Origin of the sequence: Streptomyces sp. NPDC002176 (assembly GCF_044903645.1) — a bacterium.
Classification (GTDB): Bacteria; Actinomycetota; Actinomycetes; order Streptomycetales; family Streptomycetaceae; genus Streptomyces.
Genome location: NZ_JBJDQW010000001.1, coordinates 1163859 through 1183229 on the forward strand (window position 1 = coordinate 1163859; position 19371 = coordinate 1183229).

The 19371-nt window shown below is 71.8% G+C and carries 18 protein-coding genes; 2 read left to right on the forward strand and 16 right to left on the reverse strand.

The genetic code is table 11. The features are described from left to right. Positions 1-4: 4 nt before the first annotated feature. The 16 genes from ispG to ACI2LY_RS05260 all read right to left on the reverse strand — a co-directional run bounded on the left by ispG (position 5) and on the right by ACI2LY_RS05260 (position 16907). Complete coding sequence (gene ispG, locus ACI2LY_RS05185) at positions 5-1138, reverse strand: flavodoxin-dependent (E)-4-hydroxy-3-methylbut-2-enyl-diphosphate synthase (RefSeq protein ID WP_401442408.1); 1134 nt, start codon at positions 1136-1138, stop codon at positions 5-7. Between the two features lie 4 nt (positions 1139-1142). Beyond that, positions 1143-2165 (reverse strand): adenosyl-hopene transferase HpnH, encoded by a 1023-nt coding sequence (gene hpnH / locus ACI2LY_RS05190; RefSeq protein ID WP_389001745.1) that lies wholly within the window; start codon positions 2163-2165, stop codon positions 1143-1145. A gap of 5 nt (positions 2166-2170) precedes the next feature. Beyond that, positions 2171-2812 carry a 1-hydroxy-2-methyl-2-butenyl 4-diphosphate reductase gene (locus tag ACI2LY_RS05195; RefSeq protein WP_404705940.1) on the reverse strand — a complete coding sequence of 214 codons (642 nt, stop codon included), beginning with the start codon at positions 2810-2812 and terminating at the stop codon, positions 2171-2173. Next, on the reverse strand, positions 2813-4846 hold the full coding sequence (shc, locus tag ACI2LY_RS05200; protein ID WP_404705941.1) for a squalene--hopene cyclase: 2034 nt from the start codon (positions 4844-4846) through the stop codon (positions 2813-2815). Between the two features lie 115 nt (positions 4847-4961). Continuing rightward, positions 4962-6095, reverse strand: a complete 1134-nt coding sequence (locus ACI2LY_RS05205; protein ID WP_389001754.1) for a polyprenyl synthetase family protein — start codon at positions 6093-6095, stop codon at positions 4962-4964. Then, a complete protein-coding gene (gene hpnE, locus ACI2LY_RS05210) occupies positions 6095-7513 on the reverse strand; it encodes a hydroxysqualene dehydroxylase HpnE (RefSeq protein ID WP_404705942.1) in 1419 nt (472 codons plus the stop codon). Before hpnE ends, ACI2LY_RS05205 begins: the two co-directional genes overlap by 1 nt. Next, positions 7510-7653: a DUF6380 family protein gene (locus tag ACI2LY_RS05215; RefSeq protein WP_404705943.1), complete on the reverse strand. Its 144-nt coding sequence runs from the start codon at positions 7651-7653 to the stop codon at positions 7510-7512. Before ACI2LY_RS05215 ends, hpnE begins: the two co-directional genes overlap by 4 nt. Further along, a complete protein-coding gene (gene hpnD / locus ACI2LY_RS05220; protein ID WP_404705944.1) occupies positions 7653-8603 on the reverse strand; it encodes a presqualene diphosphate synthase HpnD in 951 nt (316 codons plus the stop codon). Before hpnD ends, ACI2LY_RS05215 begins: the two co-directional genes overlap by 1 nt. After that, the gene (gene hpnC / locus ACI2LY_RS05225) at positions 8600-9496 is read right to left on the reverse strand and encodes a squalene synthase HpnC (RefSeq protein WP_404705945.1); all 897 of its coding nucleotides are present in this window, start codon (positions 9494-9496) and stop codon (positions 8600-8602) included. The genes hpnD and hpnC overlap by 4 nt, the downstream gene beginning before the upstream one ends. 361 nt (positions 9497-9857) lie before the next feature. Further along, positions 9858-10637, reverse strand: a complete 780-nt coding sequence (locus ACI2LY_RS05230) for an ABC transporter ATP-binding protein (protein WP_404705946.1) — start codon at positions 10635-10637, stop codon at positions 9858-9860. Beyond that, a complete protein-coding gene (locus tag ACI2LY_RS05235; protein ID WP_393591727.1) occupies positions 10630-11559 on the reverse strand; it encodes an ABC transporter permease in 930 nt (309 codons plus the stop codon). Before ACI2LY_RS05235 ends, ACI2LY_RS05230 begins: the two co-directional genes overlap by 8 nt. Before the next feature lie 76 nt (positions 11560-11635). Further along, positions 11636-12508 (reverse strand): glycosyltransferase family 2 protein, encoded by an 873-nt coding sequence (locus ACI2LY_RS05240; RefSeq protein WP_404705947.1) that lies wholly within the window; start codon positions 12506-12508, stop codon positions 11636-11638. Between the two features lie 5 nt (positions 12509-12513). Continuing rightward, entirely contained in the window at positions 12514-13293 is a 780-nt protein-coding gene (locus tag ACI2LY_RS05245) for a CDP-alcohol phosphatidyltransferase family protein (protein WP_078858671.1), read from the reverse strand. Beyond that, positions 13271-14332 carry an iron-containing alcohol dehydrogenase family protein gene (locus ACI2LY_RS05250; RefSeq protein WP_404705948.1) on the reverse strand — a complete coding sequence of 354 codons (1062 nt, stop codon included), beginning with the start codon at positions 14330-14332 and terminating at the stop codon, positions 13271-13273. Before ACI2LY_RS05250 ends, ACI2LY_RS05245 begins: the two co-directional genes overlap by 23 nt. Beyond that, a complete protein-coding gene (locus ACI2LY_RS05255; protein ID WP_404705949.1) occupies positions 14320-15072 on the reverse strand; it encodes a sugar phosphate nucleotidyltransferase in 753 nt (250 codons plus the stop codon). Before ACI2LY_RS05255 ends, ACI2LY_RS05250 begins: the two co-directional genes overlap by 13 nt. Beyond that, a complete protein-coding gene (locus ACI2LY_RS05260) occupies positions 15069-16907 on the reverse strand; it encodes a DUF5941 domain-containing protein (RefSeq protein WP_404705950.1) in 1839 nt (612 codons plus the stop codon). Before ACI2LY_RS05260 ends, ACI2LY_RS05255 begins: the two co-directional genes overlap by 4 nt. 281 nt (positions 16908-17188) lie before the next feature. Between ACI2LY_RS05260 and galE the strand changes: the two genes are divergently transcribed. After that, entirely contained in the window at positions 17189-18160 is a 972-nt protein-coding gene (gene galE / locus ACI2LY_RS05265; RefSeq protein ID WP_404705951.1) for a UDP-glucose 4-epimerase GalE, read from the forward strand. 160 nt (positions 18161-18320) lie between these two features. Next, positions 18321-19262, forward strand: a complete 942-nt coding sequence (locus ACI2LY_RS05270) for a cation diffusion facilitator family transporter (protein ID WP_404705952.1) — start codon at positions 18321-18323, stop codon at positions 19260-19262. The last annotated feature ends 109 nt before the right edge of the window (positions 19263-19371 follow it).

The window sequence follows — 19371 nt, forward strand, 5'->3', positions numbered from 1 at the left end:
TGCCTCAACTCACCTGATCCGCCTGGCCGGTCTCCTCGGCCAGCCGCATGGCCTCCTCGATGAGGGTCTCCACGATCTTCGACTCCGGGACGGTCTTGATGACCTCGCCCTTCACGAAGATCTGCCCCTTGCCGTTGCCCGAGGCAACCCCGAGATCCGCCTCTCGCGCTTCACCGGGGCCGTTCACCACGCACCCCATCACCGCCACCCGCAGTGGGACCTCCATACCGGTCAGCCCCGCCGTGACCTCCTCGGCCAGCTTGTAGACGTCCACCTGCGCCCGCCCGCACGAAGGACACGACACGATCTCCAGACCCCGCTGCTTCAGGTTCAGCGACTCCAGGATCTGCAGCCCGACCTTGACCTCCTCCACCGGCGGCGCCGACAGCGAGACCCGGATCGTGTCACCGATGCCCTCGGACAGCAGCGCGCCGAACGCCACGGCCGACTTGATCGTGCCCTGGAACGCCGGACCCGCCTCGGTCACGCCCAGGTGCAGCGGGTAGTCGCACTGCGCGGCGAGCTGCCGGTACGCCTCGATCATCACGACCGGGTCGTTGTGCTTCACCGAGATCTTGATGTCCCGGAAGTCGTGCTCCTCGAAGAGGGACGCCTCCCAGAGGGCCGACTCCACCAGCGCCTCGGGAGTCGCCTTGCCGTACTTCTGCAGCAGGCGGCGATCCAGCGAACCCGCGTTCACGCCGATCCGGATCGGGGTCCCGTGCTCCTTCGCGACCTTCGCGATCTCACGGACCTTGTCATCGAACTGCTTGATGTTGCCCGGGTTCACCCGGACCGCCGCACAGCCCGCCTCGATCGCGGCGAACACGTACTTCGGCTGGAAGTGGATGTCCGCGATCACCGGGAGCTGCGACTTCCGCGCGATCGTCGCCAACGCGTCCGCGTCATCCTGCGTCGGACACGCCACCCGCACGATCTGACAGCCCGACGCCGTCAGTTCCGCGATCTGCTGCAACGTCGACCCGATGTCCGACGTACGCGTCGTCGTCATCGACTGCACCGACACGGGCGCCCCGCCCCCGACCGGCACCGACCCCACCTGGATCTGCCGCGACACCCGGCGGGTGGCGACAGGGCGGGCCGGTACCTCGGGGACGCCCAGGGAGACGGCGCTCATGGCCTCACTCCCGGTTTCCGGAGACGGTCTCGCGCATGGCCCGCAGCGACTCCTTCAGGGAGCCCATGGTGGCGAGGACGGCGGTCGGCTCGTAGCCGCAGTGCGCCATGCAGTTCGCGCAGCGCGGGTCCTTGCCGCGGCCGTACTTGTCCCAGTCGGTGTCCTCGACCAGCTCGCGGTACGTCGGCACATAGCCGTCGCTCATCAGGTAGCAGGGGCGCTGCCAGCCGAAGAGGGAGTAGTTCGGGATGGCCCAGGCGGTGCAGGGGAAGTCGACCTTGCCCTCGAGGAAGTCCAGGAACAGCGGGGAGTGATTGAGCCGCCACCGCCTGCGGTTGCCGCCGGAGAACGCCTTCTTGAACAGCTCGCGGGTCTGCTCGACGCCGAGGAAGTGCTCCTGGTCGGGCGCCTTCTCGTAGGCGTAGGCGGGCGAGATCATCATCTCGTCCACCTCGAGGTCGTCGTTGAGGAAGTTCAGCACCTCGACGATGGTCTGCGGGGTGTCGGTGTTGAAGAAGGTCGAGTTGGTGGTGACCCGGAAGCCGCGCTGCTTGGCCTCCTTGATCGCCGCCACGGCCTCGTCGAACACGCCTTCCTTGGCCACGGACTCGTCGTGCCGCTCGCGCAGCCCGTCGATGTGGACCGCGAACGCGAAGTACGGGGACGGCGTGAACTTGTCCATCTTCTTGCGCAGCAGCATGGCGTTGGTGCACAGGAAGACGTACTTGCGCTTGGCGACCAGCTGGCGGACGATCTCGTCGATCTGCGGGTGCATCAAGGGCTCACCGCCCGCGATGGACACCATCGGCGCGCCGGACTCCAGCACCGCGCCGACGGCCTGGGCGACCGGCATCCGCTGCTTGAGCACACCGGCCGGGTGCTGGATCTTTCCGCAGCCCTCGCACTTGAGATTGCAGGCGAACAGCGGTTCCAGCTCGACGATCAGCGGAAACTTGTCCCGCCTGCGGATCTTCTGTTCGGCCAGGTATGTAGCGACCTTGATGGACTGACGCAACGGCATGGCCATCTGGCTCACCTCCGGGGGAGCGGCAAGGAACGGTGCCATTCGAAGAAAGCGGGAAGGACGGAACGAAGAACGCGGAAGGCTGATATTCCACCGCGAAGCGTTCCGATCCGGACAAGTTCATGTTCAGGAGCGTCCACGACCACTCGTACGGCCGCAACCGGGCGGGGGCCCGCGCCGACGGCGCTCCGCAGGGTGGCCGCCGACTCCATGTCGACCGCGATGGCGCCGGTCGCCAGGAGATCGGCGCGTTCCGGGCCCCGGACCACATGGTCGGAGCCGGTCAGGGGGCCGGTGTGGACGATGCGGCCGGGGGCGGCGCGCCGCAGTTCCTTCACCAGCAGATCGGTGCGCACGCAAGGCACGGTCCCCCGCTCGTCGCGGGTCTCCTCGGCGACGACCAGGTCGCCGGGGTGCATGCCCGGTGCCAGCCCGGCGCAGAAGCCGGTGGCCAGTACGGCGGCGTCGGTCATCTCCGGACCGGCGAGCCGCTCGGCGACGGACCGCTCCGCCGCCCTGGGGCCCATGCCGGTGCGCAGGACGCTGAACCGTTCCCCGGCCCCGCCGCGGTCGCCGGTGCGCAGGGCGAACCGCTCGATGCCGAGCGCGCAGACGATCAGCAGCGGTGCCGAGGCGGGCCGGGGTCTCATTCAGCTCCCTCCGGCGGCGGCGACGCGCGGGCCGCTGCGGGCGGCCAGGGGCGCCTTGTCGAAGGGGTCGCCGTGCAGGTACCGGCCGAGCGCGGTGAGCGGGAACACCTGCCGGTAGAGGTGGTAGTTGATCGAGAAGTCCCAGGGGAAGCCGGTGCCGGTGAAGTACGGCTCGTCCCAGGAGCCGTCGGCCCGCTGGGTCTCGGCCAGCCATCGCACACCCCGCTGGACGGCCCTGGACTCCCGCTCCCCCGCCGCGAGGAGTGCCATCAGTGCCCAGGCGGTCTGGGAGGCGGTGGAGGCGCCGCGGCCGCTCCACTCCTTGACGTACTTGTAGGAGCGCAGGTCCTCGCCCCAGCCGCCGTCGTCGTTCTGGGCGCCCCGCAGCCAGTGCACCGCGCGGCGGATCGCCGGGTGGGAGGTGGGGAGTCCGGCCGCGGTCAGGGCGGGCACCACCGAGCCGGTGCCGTAGACGTAGTTGACGCCCCAGCGGCCGAACCAGGAGCCGTCCGCCTCCTGTTCGGCGAGCAGCCAGGTGATGCCGCGCCGGGTGCGTGGATCGTGGGCGAGTCCTTCGGCCGCCATCATCTCCACGACGTGCGCGGTGACGTCGGCGGACGGCGGGTCGATGACCTCGCCGAAGTCGCAGAACGGCAGCCGGTTGGGGAAGGGGCTGGTGTTGTCGACGTCGAAGGCGCCCCAGCCGCCGTTCTTCGACTGCATCCCGAAGTTCCAGCGCACCGCCCGCGCGATCGCCCCGTCCATCCGGGCGGGTTCGGGGTGGCGCACCCGGCGCAGCGCGAGGGCGACCTCGGCGGTGTCGTCGATGTCGGGGTAGTTGTCGTTGTGGAACTCGAACGCCCATCCACCCGGCGGGAGTTGAGGGCGTTTGACGGACCAGTCACCGGGGCGGCGGATCTCCTCGCCCAGCATCCAGTCGGCCGCCTTGACCAACTGGGGGTGATCGGCGGGGAGTCCGGCGTCGGCCAGGGCGATGACGGCGAGGCAGGTGTCCCAGACCGGGGACTGGCACGCCTCGATCATCCGGGACCCGTCCGCGCGCCAGATGGCGAACCGGTCCAGCGACTCCAACCCGGCCCGCATCACGGGGTGTTCGAGGTCGTAGCCGAGCAGATGGAGGGCGATGACGGAGTACACGGCCGGGGGCTGGATGCCGCCCCAGCAGCCGTCGTTCTCCTGGCGTTCGACGATCCAGCGGGCGGCGGAGTTGATCGCGGCCCGGCGCAGCCGGGGCGGGACCGCCCCCCGCAGCCGGTGCACCATCCGGTCGAGGCGCTCGAAGGCGCCTTCCCAACTCGCCAGCGGAGCAAGGGGCTTGGGCGGGTTGGGGTTCGCCGGGTCGGTGTGCAGCTCGTCGAGCGGGAAGGGTGCCGGGCGGACCGGGCGCGTGGCCGAGACGATGGTCAGCGGCACGATGGTCTGCCGGGCCCAGCAGCCGAAGTCGTAGATGTTGAGCGGCAGCCAGGTGGGGAACCAGATGAGTTCCGGGGGGAGTTCGGGCAGGTCCTCCCACTTCCACCAGCCGAACAGGGCGAGCCAGATCCGGGTGAAGACGCGGGCGGAGGCGATGCCGCCGCGTGCGCGCACCCAGGCCGAGGCGCGTGCCATGTGGGGGGCGTCGGGGGCGTCTCCGGCCAGGCGCAGCGCGACGTACGCCTCGACGGTGGCGGACAGCTCGCCGGGACCGCCGTAGAAGGTCGCCCAGGCGCCGTCCGCGCGCTGCTCGCCCCGGATGAACAGGGCGGCCGCGTGGGTGGTCGCCTCGTCGCGGATGCCGAGGAACTGGCGCAGCAGGAGGTCCTCGGCGTCCATGGTGACGTTGGTCTCCAGGTCGCCCTTCCACCAGCCCTCGGGGTCCTGTCCGGCGAGCAGGAACGCGGTGGCGCGCGCCACGGCGTGTGCGGCGGCCTCGGGTACCCCGGCCGCCAGGGGGGTGGTGCTGTCGGTGTCGCTGGCCGCGGCAGCGGGGGGCGGGATCGTGGCCCCGGTGCTTCCGTCGGTCGTCGCTGTCATGGCTTCCCCTTTGCGCAGTCGTTCGAGTCGTGCTGCTTGGGTCCGCCGTCGGCCGGTGTGGTGCATCGCGCCGCACCGGCCGGCGACTACGCGAGGATTATTCGGCCGATAGTGATCATCTCTTCCTCACGACGACGAAGTCGGCGAGCGCCGTGAAGGCGGCCCGCACCCGGTCGGGCATGTCGACGGCGTGCAGGGCCTCGATGGCGACGGTGTGCTGGCGCCGCGCCTCGTCCGCCGTCCACTCGCGGCCGCCGGCCTCCTCGATGAGGGCGGCGCGGGCCGCGAACTCCGCCTCGGAGAAGGCGGCGAAGTCGTTGCTCTTGGCGTCGGCGGCGAGGATCTCGCCGAGCCGCTCGGAGGCGGGGCCACCGGCCGCGAGGGCGGCGACCACGGGCAGGGACTTCTTGCGCTGGCGCAGGTCGCTCCAGGTCTGCTTGCCGGTGGACTCCGGGTCGCCCCAGATGCCGAGCAGGTCGTCGACGGCCTGGAAGGCGAGGCCGAGGTGGTAGCCGTAGCGCTCCAGGGCGTCGGCGGTGCGGTCGTCGGCGCCGCCGAGGACCGCGCCGATGGAGGAGGCGCAGGCCAGCAGGGCGCCGGTCTTGTTGCCCTCCATCTCCAGGCACTCCTCGACGCTGACGCGGTCGCGGTGCTCGTAGGAGATGTCCTGGGCCTGGCCGTCGATCAGGGCGCGGGTGGCGGTGGTCAGGCGGCGGGTGGCACGCCCGGCCTCGACGGTGCCGAGCTCCAGCAGGACCTCGTTGCCGAGGGCGAACAGGGCGTCGCCGACCAGGATGGCCTGGGCGGGTCCGTGCACCTTCCACACCGTGTCGCGGTGGCGGCGCTGCTCGTCGCCGTCCATCAGGTCGTCGTGCAGCAGCGAGAAGTTGTGCACCAGCTCGACGGCGACCGCGCCGGGCACGCCGACCTCGGGGGCGGCGCCGGTGACCTCGGCGGAGAGCACGGCGAGGGCGGGGCGTACGGCCTTGCCGCCATCGCCCGCGGCCGGGTTCCCGGCGGCGTCGATCCAGCCGAAGTGGTAGGCGGCGACGGTGTCCATGGGGGGCGCCAGCCGGTCGACGGCGGCGCGCAGGACCGGGGTGGCCAGGGTCCGGCCGCGCTCCAGCAGTGCGGTCACGTCCACCGCGTCGGCGGCTGTCGAGGCCGGGGGCGGCACAGTGGGCACAGTCTCTCCTCTTGTTGCGGTACCGGGGGTGCGGGGCCCCTCCGGGCTGTGCTGATCGAGCATCACGCCGCCTCCTCGAACTGGAAGAGGTGACGGGGGCGGGGGCGGCCCAGGGCGCCGAGTGCGGCGTCGGCCGCGCTCACGCCGCTGCGGACCGCGCTCTCCATGGTCGCGGGCCAGCCGGTGGCGGTCCACGCCCCGGCCAGGTACAGGCCGGGAACCTTGGTGCGGGCGCCGGGGCGCAGCCGCCCGACGCCGGGGGTGGGGGCGAACGTCGCGGTGCGTTCGCGGGTCACGAAGAAGTCCCGTACCCGCGCGGTGCGGGTGCCGGGGATCAGCCGTTCCAGCTCGGGCAGGTAGCGCTCGCGCAGGTCGGCGACGGGGGCGTCGATGTCGTCGTGGGCGGCCGACTGGGACAGCGCCAGGTACTGGCCCTCGCGCAGCCCGGAGGCGGCGGTGCGGTCGAACACCCACTGCACGGGCGTGCCGAGCGCGGTGAGGAAGGGCCGGGCGAGCACCTCACGGTCGTACACGACGTGCACGTTGAGGATCGGCGCGGTGCCGATGCGCAGCAGCCGCCCGGGGTCGTCGAGGGCACCGGCGGGCAGCAGGTCGTGGGTCTCGCGCTGGGGTACGGCGAGGACGACGGCGTCGGTGTCGATCGTCTCCCCGGGGGTCCGGACGCTCCAGCGCCCGTCCTCGTGCTGGGAGACGGAGGTGACGCGGGTACGGACCTCGGTACGGACGCCCGCGGAGTCGAGCGCCTTGCGGGCCAGCCGGTCGTGCAGGTCGCCCAGCGGGACGTGGGCCCAGCCGATGTCGGCCGCGCCCGGCTCGGACAGCAGACCGGTCTTGAACACCATCGCGGCGAGTCCGAGCGAGGCGTCACCCGCGACCGCGTTGAGGGTGGCGACCCCGACGAGGTCCCAGAGGGCCTCGATGGCGCGCGCGGACTGGCCGTGCCGGGCCAGCCAGGTGCCGAAGTCCTGGCCGTCCAGCGCCGGGTCGGTGGGGTCGAGCCCCTTGAGCGCGAGCGCGGCCCGCCCGACGGAGGCACGCTCGGCGAGCGAGAGGTGCGGGTAGGCGGCCAGGCTGCGCCCGAGGTGCAGGGGGACGGGCAGCGGGTCGCGCCGCAGCCTGCCGAGCCGCCGCCCCTCGGGCTTGTCGACGTCGACCACGGGTACGTCGAGCCGGTCCTGCAGCGGGGCCAGCGCGGTGCCCTCGATACGGTCGAGGAACCAGCGGTAGGCGGTGCAGCAGCGCAGATAGACGTGCTGGCCGTTGTCCACGGTCAGATCGCCGCGCTGGAAGGAGAAGGCGAGTCCGCCGAGCCGCGGCCTGCCTTCGAGCAGGGTGACGCGGACGCCCGCGTCGGCGAGCGCGAGGGCCGCGGTGACCCCGGCGAGTCCGCCGCCGACCACGACGGCGTCCCGGCCGGTGGAGCCGGTGTGCGCCCGTGCCGGGCGGGAGACGTCGCTCATGCCGCGTCCTTCCGTGCGTGCCGCGCGTGCTGGTTGAACCGTGCGCGTCCGGCCCTCGCAGTCAGGGACGCCACGCCGCGGGCGAGGGTTGCCCGCCGCGGCCGGGCCGCCGGAGCCGCCTCCTGGGCCTCGGCCGTCATCAGGCACGCCTCCTGAGCGTGTGCCGCGAGACATGCCTGGCGTCGAAGCCGGACAGGCCGCGCACGGCGACGTACGCCTTCTCGCGGCCGGGCAGCGAGACCCGGCCGCGCAGCACGGCCTCCGGGTCGCGCTCGATGCGGTCGAGCAGACGGCGGTAGATGCCCGCCATGGCGGCGACGCAGGCGCCGCTGCGGCGGTCCAGCATGGGCAGCAGCCGGTAGCCCTCGGCGAACAGGGCGCGGGCGCGGCGGACCTCGAAGTGGACCAGGCCCGCGAAGTCGGAGCCCTCGGGCGGGGTGGGTCCGGCGAACCCGGCCGAGCAGCCGAACTTGGCCAGGTCGTCGGCGGGCAGGTAGGTCCGGCCGCCTTCGGCGTCCTCGCGTACGTCCCGCAGGATGTTGGTGAGCTGGAGGGCGAGGCCCAGGGTGTCGGCGTACTCGGGGGCGCGCTCGGCGCCGGGTGCGCCCGCCTCGGTGCCGAAGACGCCGAGCGAGAGGCGGCCGATGGCACCGGCGACACAGCGGCAGTAGACCTTGAGGTCGTCCCAGGTCTCGTAGGTCGCGCCGCGCAGGTCCATCTGGACGCCGTCGATCAGCTCGTCCAGGCCGCCGAGCGGGATCGGGAAGGCACCGGCGGCGTGGGTGAGGGCGACGGCCACCGGGTCGGTGTCGTCCTCCTCGATCGCGCCCGCCTGGATGCGGGCGAGCAGCGCCCGGGTGTCCTCCAGGCGGTCCACCTTGACGTCGCCGGGCAGCTCGCCGTCGCCGATGTCGTCGACGCGCCGTGAGAAGGCGTAGAGCGCCGACATGGCGCGGCGCTCCGGCGTCGGCAGCAGCCGGATGCCGTAGGCGAAGTTGCGGGCCTGCTGGCCGGTGACCGTCTCGCAGTAGCGATAGGCGGCGAGTACCGGTGCGGACACGGCTTGCGAAGCCTCCACTGCCCGGATCACCCCTCTCCTCGCAGGGTCGTGGCCGCCTCGCGCAGCAGCTGGAGCTTGCTGGGTCGGGGCGGGCCGGGAAGTACGTCGTGATCGGCGGCGGCGATCGCCCGGACCGCCGCCTTTCCTCCCGCCACGAACCCGGCGAGCAGCAGCTTCAGCCTGCCCTGGACGCTACCCACGAGGGGGGCGCCTTCATTCAGGAGTTCGCGTGCGCGCTGGGCTTCGTACGCGACCAGGGCGCGTACGGACGCGCCGGCGCTCGGGGCGGTGAGGTCGCTCTCCTGGACATGGAAACGCTTCATGTCCTGGGCGGGGAGGTAGATGCGGTCGCGGCCGAGGTCCTCGGCGACGTCCTGGAGGTGCTCGACGATCTGCAGCGCGGTGCACACGGCGTCGGAGCGCCGGACGCGCTCGGGGGTCGCGGTGCCGGTGACGGCGAGCACCAGGCGGCCGACCGGGTTGGCGGAGAGTTCGCAGTAGGCGCGCAGGTCGTCGTAGGTCTCGTAGCGGGTGACGAGCTGGTCCTGGCGGTTGGCGGCGATCAGGCCGAGGAAGGGCTCGGGGGTGAGGCCGCGGCGGCGCACGGTGGGCGTCAGGCGGCGCAGCAGGGGGTGGTGCGGGGTGCCGTCGAAGACGCGGCGCAGGTCGGTCTCGAAGGCGTCGAGCATGACGAGGCGGTCGTCGGCCTGCTCCGGGGAGACACCGAGGGCGCGGGCGTCGGCGCCGCCGGGGGCCAGATCGCCGTCGCCGATGTCGTCGACCAGGCGGGCGAAGCCGTAGACGGCCATGAGGTCGGTGCGCCAGGCGCGGGGCAGGAAGAAGGGGGCCACGGGGAAGTTCTCGCGCGCGGCCTTGTCCAGCGTGGCGCGTTCCAGTGCCGTCGCCGTGTCGGTTCCCGTCACTGCGCGCTGCCCGGTGCAAGGACGGCGCGGCTCGCGTTGAGCTGGGGAGTTTCCGTAGCCATTGCCGTCACATCTCCCGTTCTACACTGCCGACCCGATACACACTATTTCGGACACGCCGCCGACCCTCCGGGGGGCTTCCCCGGCGGAGGGTGTCGCGCATTATCGCCCCGATTGCCGGTTTCCGGCACCGGTACAGCTTACGTTGTACGACGCGACATGGTCCGTCGGGGTGTCCGGCGCATCACCAGAACACCCGGACAGACGTCAAGATTCCGCCGTGCAGGCGGAGTTGACGCATCCTTTGCAGACGCGGGGCCCCGCCGGAGGGGCGTCCGGCAGGGCCCTGACGAAGCGCGGGCTACTTGCCCGTGAACTTCTCGTACTCCTTGAGGACCTCTTCGGTGGGGCCGTCCATGCGGAGTTCGCCGCGCTCCAGCCACAGGACGCGGTCGCAGGTGTCGCGGATGGACTTGTTGTTGTGGCTCACCAGGAAGACCGTGCCGGCCTCCTTGCGCAGCTCCCGGATGCGTTCCTCGGAGCGCTTCTGAAAGGCGCGGTCACCGGTGGCCAGCGCCTCGTCGATCATGAGGACGTCGTGGTCCTTGGCGGCGGCGATGGAGAACCGCAGCCGGGCCGCCATGCCGGAGGAGTACGTCCGCATCGGCAGCGTGATGAAGTCGCCCTTCTCGTTGATGCCGGAGAAGTCGACGATCTTCTGGTAGCGCTCCTTGATCTGCTCACGGGACATGCCCATGGCGAGACCGCCGAGGATGACGTTCCGCTCACCGGTCAGGTCGCTCATCAGGGCCGCGTTGACGCCCAGCAGGGAGGGCTGGCCGTCGGTGTAGACCTTGCCCTTCTCCGCCGGGAGCAGACCGGCGATGGCCCGCAGCAGGGTGGACTTGCCGGAGCCGTTGGAGCCGATCAGGCCGATGGCCTCGCCCCGGTAGGCGGTGAAGGACACCCCGCGCACCGCGTGCACCTTGCGCACACCGCGCTGCTCGCCGCGCTTGAGCATGCGGCTCAGGGCGGAGGTGGCGCTGCCCTTGCCGGTCTTGGCCCCGTTGACCCGGTAGACGATGTGCAGCTCGTCCGCGATGACGGTCGGACGGCGATCGCCGGTGTTCTGCTCAGCCACGGCCGTACCGCTCCTCTGCCTTCCAGAAGTACACGAAGCCGCCGACGGCGACGACCACGGCCCAGCCCAGGGCGAGGGCCCACACGTGCGGGGGCAGGTTCGAGGCGCCGTAGTCGTCGATCAGCGCGAAGCGCATCAGGTCCATGTAGACGGCCGCCGGGTTGGCCTGCAGCACCCGGACGATCCACTCCGGCTTGCCCGCCAGCATGTTGCTGATGGAGAACATGACGCCGGAGGCGTACATCCAGGTCCGCAGCACGAACGGCATCAGCTGGGCGAGGTCCGGCGTCTTGGCGCCCATGCGCGCCACGATCATCGCGAGCCCGGTGTTGAACAGGAACTGCAGCACCAGCACCGGCAGGATCAGCAGCCAGGACAGGCGCGGATAGTTGCCGAACCCGATCGTCACCAGGAACACGACGATCATGGAGAACAGCAGCTGCTGGAGCTGCTGCAGGGAGAACGAGATCGGCAGCGAGGCGCGCGGGAAATGCAGGGCCCGCACCAGGCCGAGGTTGCCGGAGATCGCGCGGACGCCCGACATCAGCGAGCTCTGCGTGAAGGTGAACACGAACACACCGGTGACCAGGAACGGCACGTAGGTGTCGTGCGACATGCCCCGGCTGGCCTTGAGGATCAGCCCGAAGATCGCGTAGTACACGGCCGCGTTCAGCAGCGGGGTGGCCACCTGCCACAGCTGGCCCAGCTTGGCCTGGCTGTACTGGGCCGTCAGCTTCGCCTGGGAGAAGGCGAGGATGAAGTGACGGCGGCTCCACAGCTGCCGGACGTACTCGACGAGCGAGGGGCGGGCACCGCTCGTCGCGAGCCCGTACTTGGCGGCGAGATCTGCCGCGGGCAGGCCCTCGTCGGGCGACGGAGCCGCGGTCACCGCGACACCGCCGTCATGGGTTCTCTCACTCACAGGTGGACACTTTCGTCTTCGAGTGCGTCGTGTACTTCGCGTGCGCCGGGCCGCGTGCCCCGCGACATCGAGCTTCTCAGATCACCGGGGGACGGCCCAGCCGGGTCAGCCGCCACACCGTACGCCAGCGCATCGGGCGACGGGGACCGCAAGGGCTGGTCCAGCCCTCCTTGAAGCCGCCGAACCACGCCTTCAGCGCCGGTCCGGAGGGGCGGCGGGCCAGCGTGAGCAGCAGCCAGACGCCGAGGTAGACCGGGACGAGCGGCACGGGAAGGTTGCGGCGGGCCAGCCAGACGCGGTTGCGGGCCACCATGCGGTGGTACACCGCGTGCCGCGAGGGGGCGGTCGTCGGGTGGTACAGCACCATGTCCGACCGGTAGTCGATCATCCAGCCCGCGTCCAGCGCGCGCCAGGCGAGGTCGGTCTCCTCGTGGGCGTAGAAGAACTCGTCCGGCAGCCCGCCGACCTCGCAGAGCACCTTCGTACGGACGGCGTTGGCGCCGCCGAGGAAGGTGGTGACGCGGGAGGAGCGCATCGGGTCGGCGGCGCGCAGCCGGGGCACGTGGCGGCGCTGGGTCTCGCCGGTCTCGGGGTCCGCGATGCGGAAGCTGATGATGCCCAGCTCCGGGTCCGCGGCGAACGCGGCCCGGCACAGCTCGGCGGTGTCCTGCCGGGCGAGCAGACCGTCGTCGTCCAGGAACAGCAGGACGTCGACGTCACTGCCGCCGGGGCCGAACGCCTCGATGCCGACGTTGCGGCCGCCGGGGATGCCGAGGTTCTCGGGCAGTTCGACGGTGCGCACGCCCTCGGGCACGTCGGGCACGGGCGAGCCGTTGCCGACGACGACCACCGAGACCTTGTCGCCGTCCTGCTTGGCGACGGAGTCGATGAGCGCCCGCAGCTCCTCGGGGCGGTTGCCCATGGTGATGATGACCGCGCCGACCTTCATGCCGTTCACCTCAGCCTGCTCGACGCGAGAATGGACACCAGGTGCAGCAGGGTCTGGAGCAGCGCGATGCCCGCCAGCACGGCGGTGCCGAGCCGGGTGAAGAACAGGTCGCCGCGTACCTGGTCCACGATGGCCAGTACCAGGATCAGCAGCGACGCCTCGATGCCGAGGATCAGCCGGTGGAACTTGAGCGCGGCGGCGGCACGCCGGGCCAGCGCCATCCCGGAGGAACGCGGCTCGGCGGCCGACTCCTGGACCGGGGGCAGCCCGGTCTGGTGCCTGGCGACCCCGACGAGGTCGGTCTCCGCCTTGATGAGGATCGCGCCGAGGGCGGCCAGGGTGCCGAGGAACGCCCACAGCCAGTCGATACGGCCGCTGCCGAACAGGTCGGCGGCGCGCAGCCCGAGGCCGACCAGGACGGCGGCGTCGGTGAGGTAGGCGCCCACCCGGTCGAGGTACACCCCGCCCAGCGAGTACTGCTTCCGCCAGCGGGCGATCTCACCGTCCACGCAGTCCAGCAGCAGATACAGCTGGGTGGCGACGATGCCGAGGACCGCGCCCGTGATCCCGGGCACCAGCAGGGCCGGGGCCGCGAGCACACCGCAGACGGTCATCAGGTACGTGAGCTGGTTCGGCGTGATCCTGGTGTTCACCAAGTAGCGGTCGATGCGCAGGGACACCTCGCGCATGTAGAGGCGTCCCGCCCAGTGCTCACCGCTGCGCCGGTCCTTCACCCCCGCGGGGTGGACGACCGGGCGGAGTTCAGCTACCGATGGCCTTGACATAGTCGGCGTAGATGTCCTTGATCTGTTCAGTCTTGAGGTCGAGGTGTTCGAGGATCGTGTAGCGGCCCGGCCGGGTCTCCGGCGCGAACTCCACGACGCGGACGAACTCGTCCACGGTGAAGCCGATGTCCTCGGGCAGCACGGGCAGCCCGTGGCGGCGCAGTACGGCGGCCATGTGCGCCGACTCCTCGTGCGCCCCGCGCAGGTACATGGCGAAGGCGGCGCCGAGGCCGCACTGCTCGCCGTGACTGGCGGCGCGCTTGGGGAAGAGCAGGTCGAAGGCGTGGTTGATCTCGTGGCAGGCGCCCGAGGAGGGCCGCGAGTCACCGGAGACCGACATGGCGATGCCGGACAGCACCAGCGCCTCGGCGAGGACCTGGAGGAAGTCGTTGTCCTCGATCCCGCCGGGGTGCCGGAGCACCGCCTCGCCCGCCTGGCGGGCCATGGCGGCGGCGAGGCCGTCGATCTTCTCGCCGTTGACCCGGTTGGCCAGCTCCCAGTCCGCGATGGCGGACACGTTGGACACCGCGTCACCGATGCCCGCGCGCACGAAACGCGCCGGGGCGGCCCGGATGACGTCCAGGTCGATCAGGACGGCGATCGGGTTGGGCACCCCGTAGGAGCCCCGGCCCGCGTCGTTGTCGAGGGTGGCGACCGGCGAGCACAGGCCGTCGTGCGCGAGGTTCGTCGGCACGGCGACCAGGGGCAGGCCGACCCGCGCCGCGGCGTACTTGGCGCAGTCGATGATCTTGCCGCCGCCGAGGCCGACGAGCGCGTCGAAGTGACCGCCGCGGATGTCGTCGGCGAGCCGGACGGCGTCGTCCAGGGTGCCGCCGCCGACCTCGTACCAGGTGGCACCCGGCAGCTGCGGGGCGACCCGCTCGCGCAGCTTGGCGCCGGAGCCGCCGCTGACCGCGACGGCCAGGCGGCCGGAGTGCGAGATGCGCTCGTCGGCGAGCACGGTGGCCAGGTCGGCGAGGGCACCCGGACGGATGTCCACGACGACCGGCGAGGGAATGAGCCTCGTCAGTACCGGCACGCGATCTCCCGTCCCTTGGCGAGGTCGTCGTGGTTGTCGATCTCGACCCAGGAGACGTCACCGATCGGCTGCACGTCGATCTTGAAGCCCCGGTTGACCAGCTCCTGGTAACCGTCCTCGTAGTACAGCTGCGGGTCCCGCTCGAACGTGGTGCGCAGGGCGTCGGCCAGCTCCTCGGCGGCGTCGCCCTCGATCAGCGTGACGCCGATGTACTCACCGGTCGCCTCGGCCGGGTCCATCAGCTTGGTGATCCTCTGGACACCCTTCTCGGGGTCCACGACGACCTTCATCTCCTCGTCCGCCAGGGACTTCACCGTGTCCAGCGCGAGGATGATCTTCTTGCCGTCACCGCGCGCGGCCAGCAGGGTCTTCTCGACCGACACGGGGTGCACGGTGTCGCCGTTGGCGAGGATCACGCCGTCCTTCAGCGCGTCCCGGCCGCACCACAGGGAGTAGGCGTTGTTCCACTCCTCGGCCTTGTCGTTGTCGATCAGCGTGATCTTCAGGCCGTACTTCGCCTCGAGGGCCGCCCGGCGCTCGTAGACGGCCTCCTTGCGGTAGCCGACGATGACACCGACCTCGGTGAGACCGACCTCCGCGAAGTTGCCGAGGGTGAGGTCGAGGACGGTGAGCGACTCCTCGTCGCCCTCCGGGCCCACCGGCACCAGGGCCTTGGGCAGCGTGTCGGTGTAGGGGCGCAGACGCCGTCCGGCGCCGGCCGCCAGCACGAGGCCGATCATGCGGTTTCTCCTTCGTCGTGGACGGCGGGCGCCCCAGCGGACACCCAGAAGCGGATGCTCTCGACGAGCACCAGCAGAGCGACGCACACGGCGATGACCGTGAGCGCGACGGTGAACTGGGAGGCGGTGAGCAACGCGGCAAGCACGGTGACGAGCAGCGTGCGCCCCTCCTGCCCCCCGATGGCGCGCACCAGCCAGGCCGGTGGCGCTCCGGCGTCGCCGCGGATGCGGTACACCGTGTCGTAGTGATGGTAGGCGACCGCCGCGACCAGCCCGAACGCCGCCGGAAGGGCTCCGTGGACGTCGGCGCGGGCGGCCAGCGCGAGCACCGTGCCGTACTCGGCGGCGCGGAAGAACGGCGGGACGAGCCAGTCCAGCGAGCCCTTGAGGGGGCGGGCGGTGGCGAGCGCCGAGGTGAGGACGTAGACGACCGCGCCCGCGACGGGCAGCCAGCCCCCGAAGCCGGTCAGCGCCGAGCAGGCGACGACGGCGGCCCCGCCGAGGAAGGCGACGGCCGGGACGGCGAGGCCGGGCAGGCCCCGCTTCAGCACACGGCCGAGGGCCCCGGCGAGCGGGCCGGTGTCCGCGAGGTCGGCGAGCGCGCGGGCGGCGCGGTCGGTGCGGCGGGCCTTGCGGGTCAGCGAGCGCAGCACACGCCCGGCCGTGGTGTACGTGGCGGCCAGCGCGCAGCCGATCAGCAGCACGTAGAAGGTGATGCGCGGCGTGGTGACCGCGGTGAGGACGGCGATCATGGCCCAGCGTTCGCCGATGGGCAGGACGATCATCCGGCGGACCCAGACCGTCCAGCCGACGCTGTCCAGCTTGTCGGAGAGGGCGGCGGTGGGGCTGGTGTTGGCGGTGGCGTCGTGGTTGGCCTCGTTGAAGGAGAAGTCCACGACGTGCCGACAGGTCTGGAGGATCATCGCGCCGAGCGCGAGGGCCCATACGTCGTCGCCGCCGCGGGCCGCGCCGAGGGCGAGTCCGGCGTAGTAGGCGTACTCCTTGGCCCGGTCGAAGGTGGCGTCCAGCCAGGCGCCGAGCGTGGAGTACTGGAGCGAGTAGCGGGCGACTTGGCCGTCGGTGCAGTCCAGTACGAAGGAGGCGATCAGCAGCAGGCCCGCCGCGATGAAGCCGGGGCGGGTGCCGGTGGCCGCGCAGGCCGCCGCTATGAGCGCGGTGAGCAGCGAGGCGGTGGTGATCTGGTTCGGGGTGAAGCCCCGGCGGGCGCACCAGCGCGCGAGGTAGCGCGAGTAGGGGCTGATGCAGAAGGTGGTGAAGAAGCCGTCGCGGGACTTCACGGCCGACTTCAGGCGGACGTCCTCCTCGTCGACGGCGAGGACGGCCTGCCGGGCCTCGTTGCGGGCCTGCGGGTCGGCGGGTACGGCGGCGACCAGGCTGCCCAGTTCGGGACGGTGCACCGGGGTGCCGTCGGCGTCGAGGGCGGTGACCAGGCGGTCGGGCAGGCTGTCGACGGCGACCGCGGTGCCGCCGCCGGTTTCGTCCAGCGTCCCGTTCTGCCCGGCCTGCCCGGCCTGCCCGGCCTGCCCGTTCAAGGCCCGGTGCAGCGTCTGCCGGGCGCTGCCCTGGGCGGTGACGGCGCCGGGGACGGCGGCGAGCGGGAAGCGAGGGTCGGTCAGGCCGAGCCGCAGGGCGTGCGGGTGGCCGACGAAGCGGGCGTCGACCAGGGCCACGCGCCCGTCCTCGGGGGCCGCCGCGATCAGATCGCGGGCCTCGGCGGTGTCGGCGGCCAGGTGCACATCGAAGCCGAGGGACCGCAGATCGCCCTCGAGTGACGATCCGGGGACCGGCTGACCGGTGACGATGGCGGTCGGCAACCGAATTCACTCCCTGGGTCCGGCGCGTCGGCGCCGGTCTGCTGCGTGATGGGGGCGCCCCTCGCCTGCGGCTCGCCGGGGCGGCGTGTCGGCAGAGGCTATCGGATCGGCCGCGATGGACGTTCACCGGGCGTTCAGGCCCGGTCCACCGGGAACCGCGCCCACCTGCGCCGCGGTCATCATCGGGGATGCGGGGGCCGCCCCACAAACCGCGCTCGGGCGAGCGGCACGTAATCGGGGCATCGGGGACACCGGGCGGCGACGGCGTAGGGTCTGCGGGCATGACGTGGCTGATCACCGGCGGAGCCGGATACATCGGGGCGCACGTGGCGCGGGCCATGCACGGCGCCGGGGAGAACGTGGTCGTCCTGGACGACCTGTCGGCGGCGGTGCCCGAGCGGCTGCCCGAGGGCGTACCTCTGGTCGAGGGCTCGACGCTGGACGGGGACCTGCTGAAGCGGGTGTTCGCCGAGCACGGGGTGACCGGTGTGGTGCATCTCGCGGCGCGCAAGCAGGTCGGGGAGTCGGTGGCGGAGCCCGTCCGCTACTACCGGGAGAACATCGGCGGTCTGGCGACCCTGCTGGACGCGATCGCGGACGCGGGCGTGCGGCGGCTGCTCTTCTCCTCTTCCGCGGCCGTGTACGGCAACCCGGACGTGGACCTGATCACCGAGGACACCGCGTGCGCCCCGGTGAACCCGTACGGCGAGACCAAGCTGGCCGGTGAGTGGCTGGTCCGCGCGGCCGGACAGGCGCACGGCATCGCGACGGTGTGCCTGCGCTACTTCAACGTGGCGGGCGCGGCCGCGCCGGAGCTGGCGGACACCGGGGTGTTCAACATCGTCCCGATGGTCTTCGACCGGCTCACCCGGGACGAGGCACCCCGGATCTTCGGCGCCGACTATCCGACGCCGGACGGCACCTGTGTCCGCGACTACATCCATGTGACCGATCTGGCCGAGGCCCACCTCGCGGCGGCCCGGCGGCTGGCCGACGGCTCGGTCACCGGCGATCTGACGCTGAACATCGGCCGGGGCGAGGGTGTCTCGGTGCGCGAGCTGATCACGGTGATCGGCGAGGTCACCGGGGACCGGCGGGCGCCGGTGGTGGAGGACCGGCGGCCGGGGGACGCGCCGCGCGCGGTCGCCTCCGCCGAGCGGGCGGCGGCCGAGCTGGGCTGGCGGGCCCGGCTCGGGGTGCCGGAGATGGTCGCCTCGGCGTGGGCGGGCTGGCAGCGCCACCACGGCCTGTAGGGAGTGCCGTACGGCTCTGACCTGCGTGTCGTTTCCGCAGGTCAGAGCACATGACAACGGTGTTCAGTGCCGCGTTGCCCGGTGGCCGCCGACCGTAGTTGACTGTGAGCCGGTGCGTTCGTTTGCGAGCCGGCGCGCGGCGCTGAAGGGCGGTCTTCCGATGGGGGCAGGGCACGATCACGGGCACGCGCACAGCCATGTGCCGTCCACGGGGACGGCCTCGGCCGCGTACCGGGGCAGGCTGCGGGCGGCCCTGGGCATCACGCTCACGATCATGGTGGTCGAGATCGTCGGTGGTCTCGTCGCGGACTCCCTGGCCCTGATCGCGGACGCCGCCCACATGGCGACCGACGCGGTGGGCCTGGTCATGGCGCTGCTGGCGATCCACTTCGCCGCCCGGCCGCCGAGCACCAACCGCACCTTCGGCTTCGCCCGCGCCGAGATCCTGGCGGCGCTCGCCAACTGTGTGCTGCTGCTCGGGGTGGGCGGCTATGTGCTGGTCGAAGCGGTGGAGCGGTTCCTGCGGCCGGCCGAGACCCACGGCGGGCTGATGGTCGTGTTCGGCGCGATCGGCCTGGTGGCGAACTCCGTCTCGCTCCTGCTGCTGATGCGCGGACAGAAGGAGAGCCTGAACGTGCGCGGCGCCTTCCTGGAGGTCGCCGCGGACGCGCTGGGCTCGGTGGCGGTGATCATCTCGGCGGCCGTGATCCTGGCCACCGGCTGGCAGGCCGCCGACCCGATCGCCTCGCTCGTCATCGGGCTGATGATCGTACCGAGGACGCTGCGGCTGCTGCGCGAGACGCTGGACGTGCTGCTGGAGGCGGCGCCCAAGGACGTCGACATGAGTGAGGTACGGACACACATCCTGGAGCTGGACGGTGTGGAGGACGTACATGATCTGCACGCCTGGACGATCACCTCGGGCATGCCTGTGCTGTCCGCACATGTGGTGGTGAGCACGGATGTGCTCAACGCCATCGGGCACGAGAAGATGCTGCACGAGTTGCAGGGCTGTCTGGGCGACCACTTCGACGTGGAGCACTGCACCTTCCAACTGGAGCCGGGCGGGCACGCGGAGCACGAGGCGCGGCTCTGTCACTGAGGGGCGTGCGCGGGTCCGGGACGGGTGACACGTACGGGTCCAGGACATGCGGACGTGCCGGGAAGTGCCGGGAGTGCCGGTTTCGTACGGCAGACTTGAGTCGCGAAGA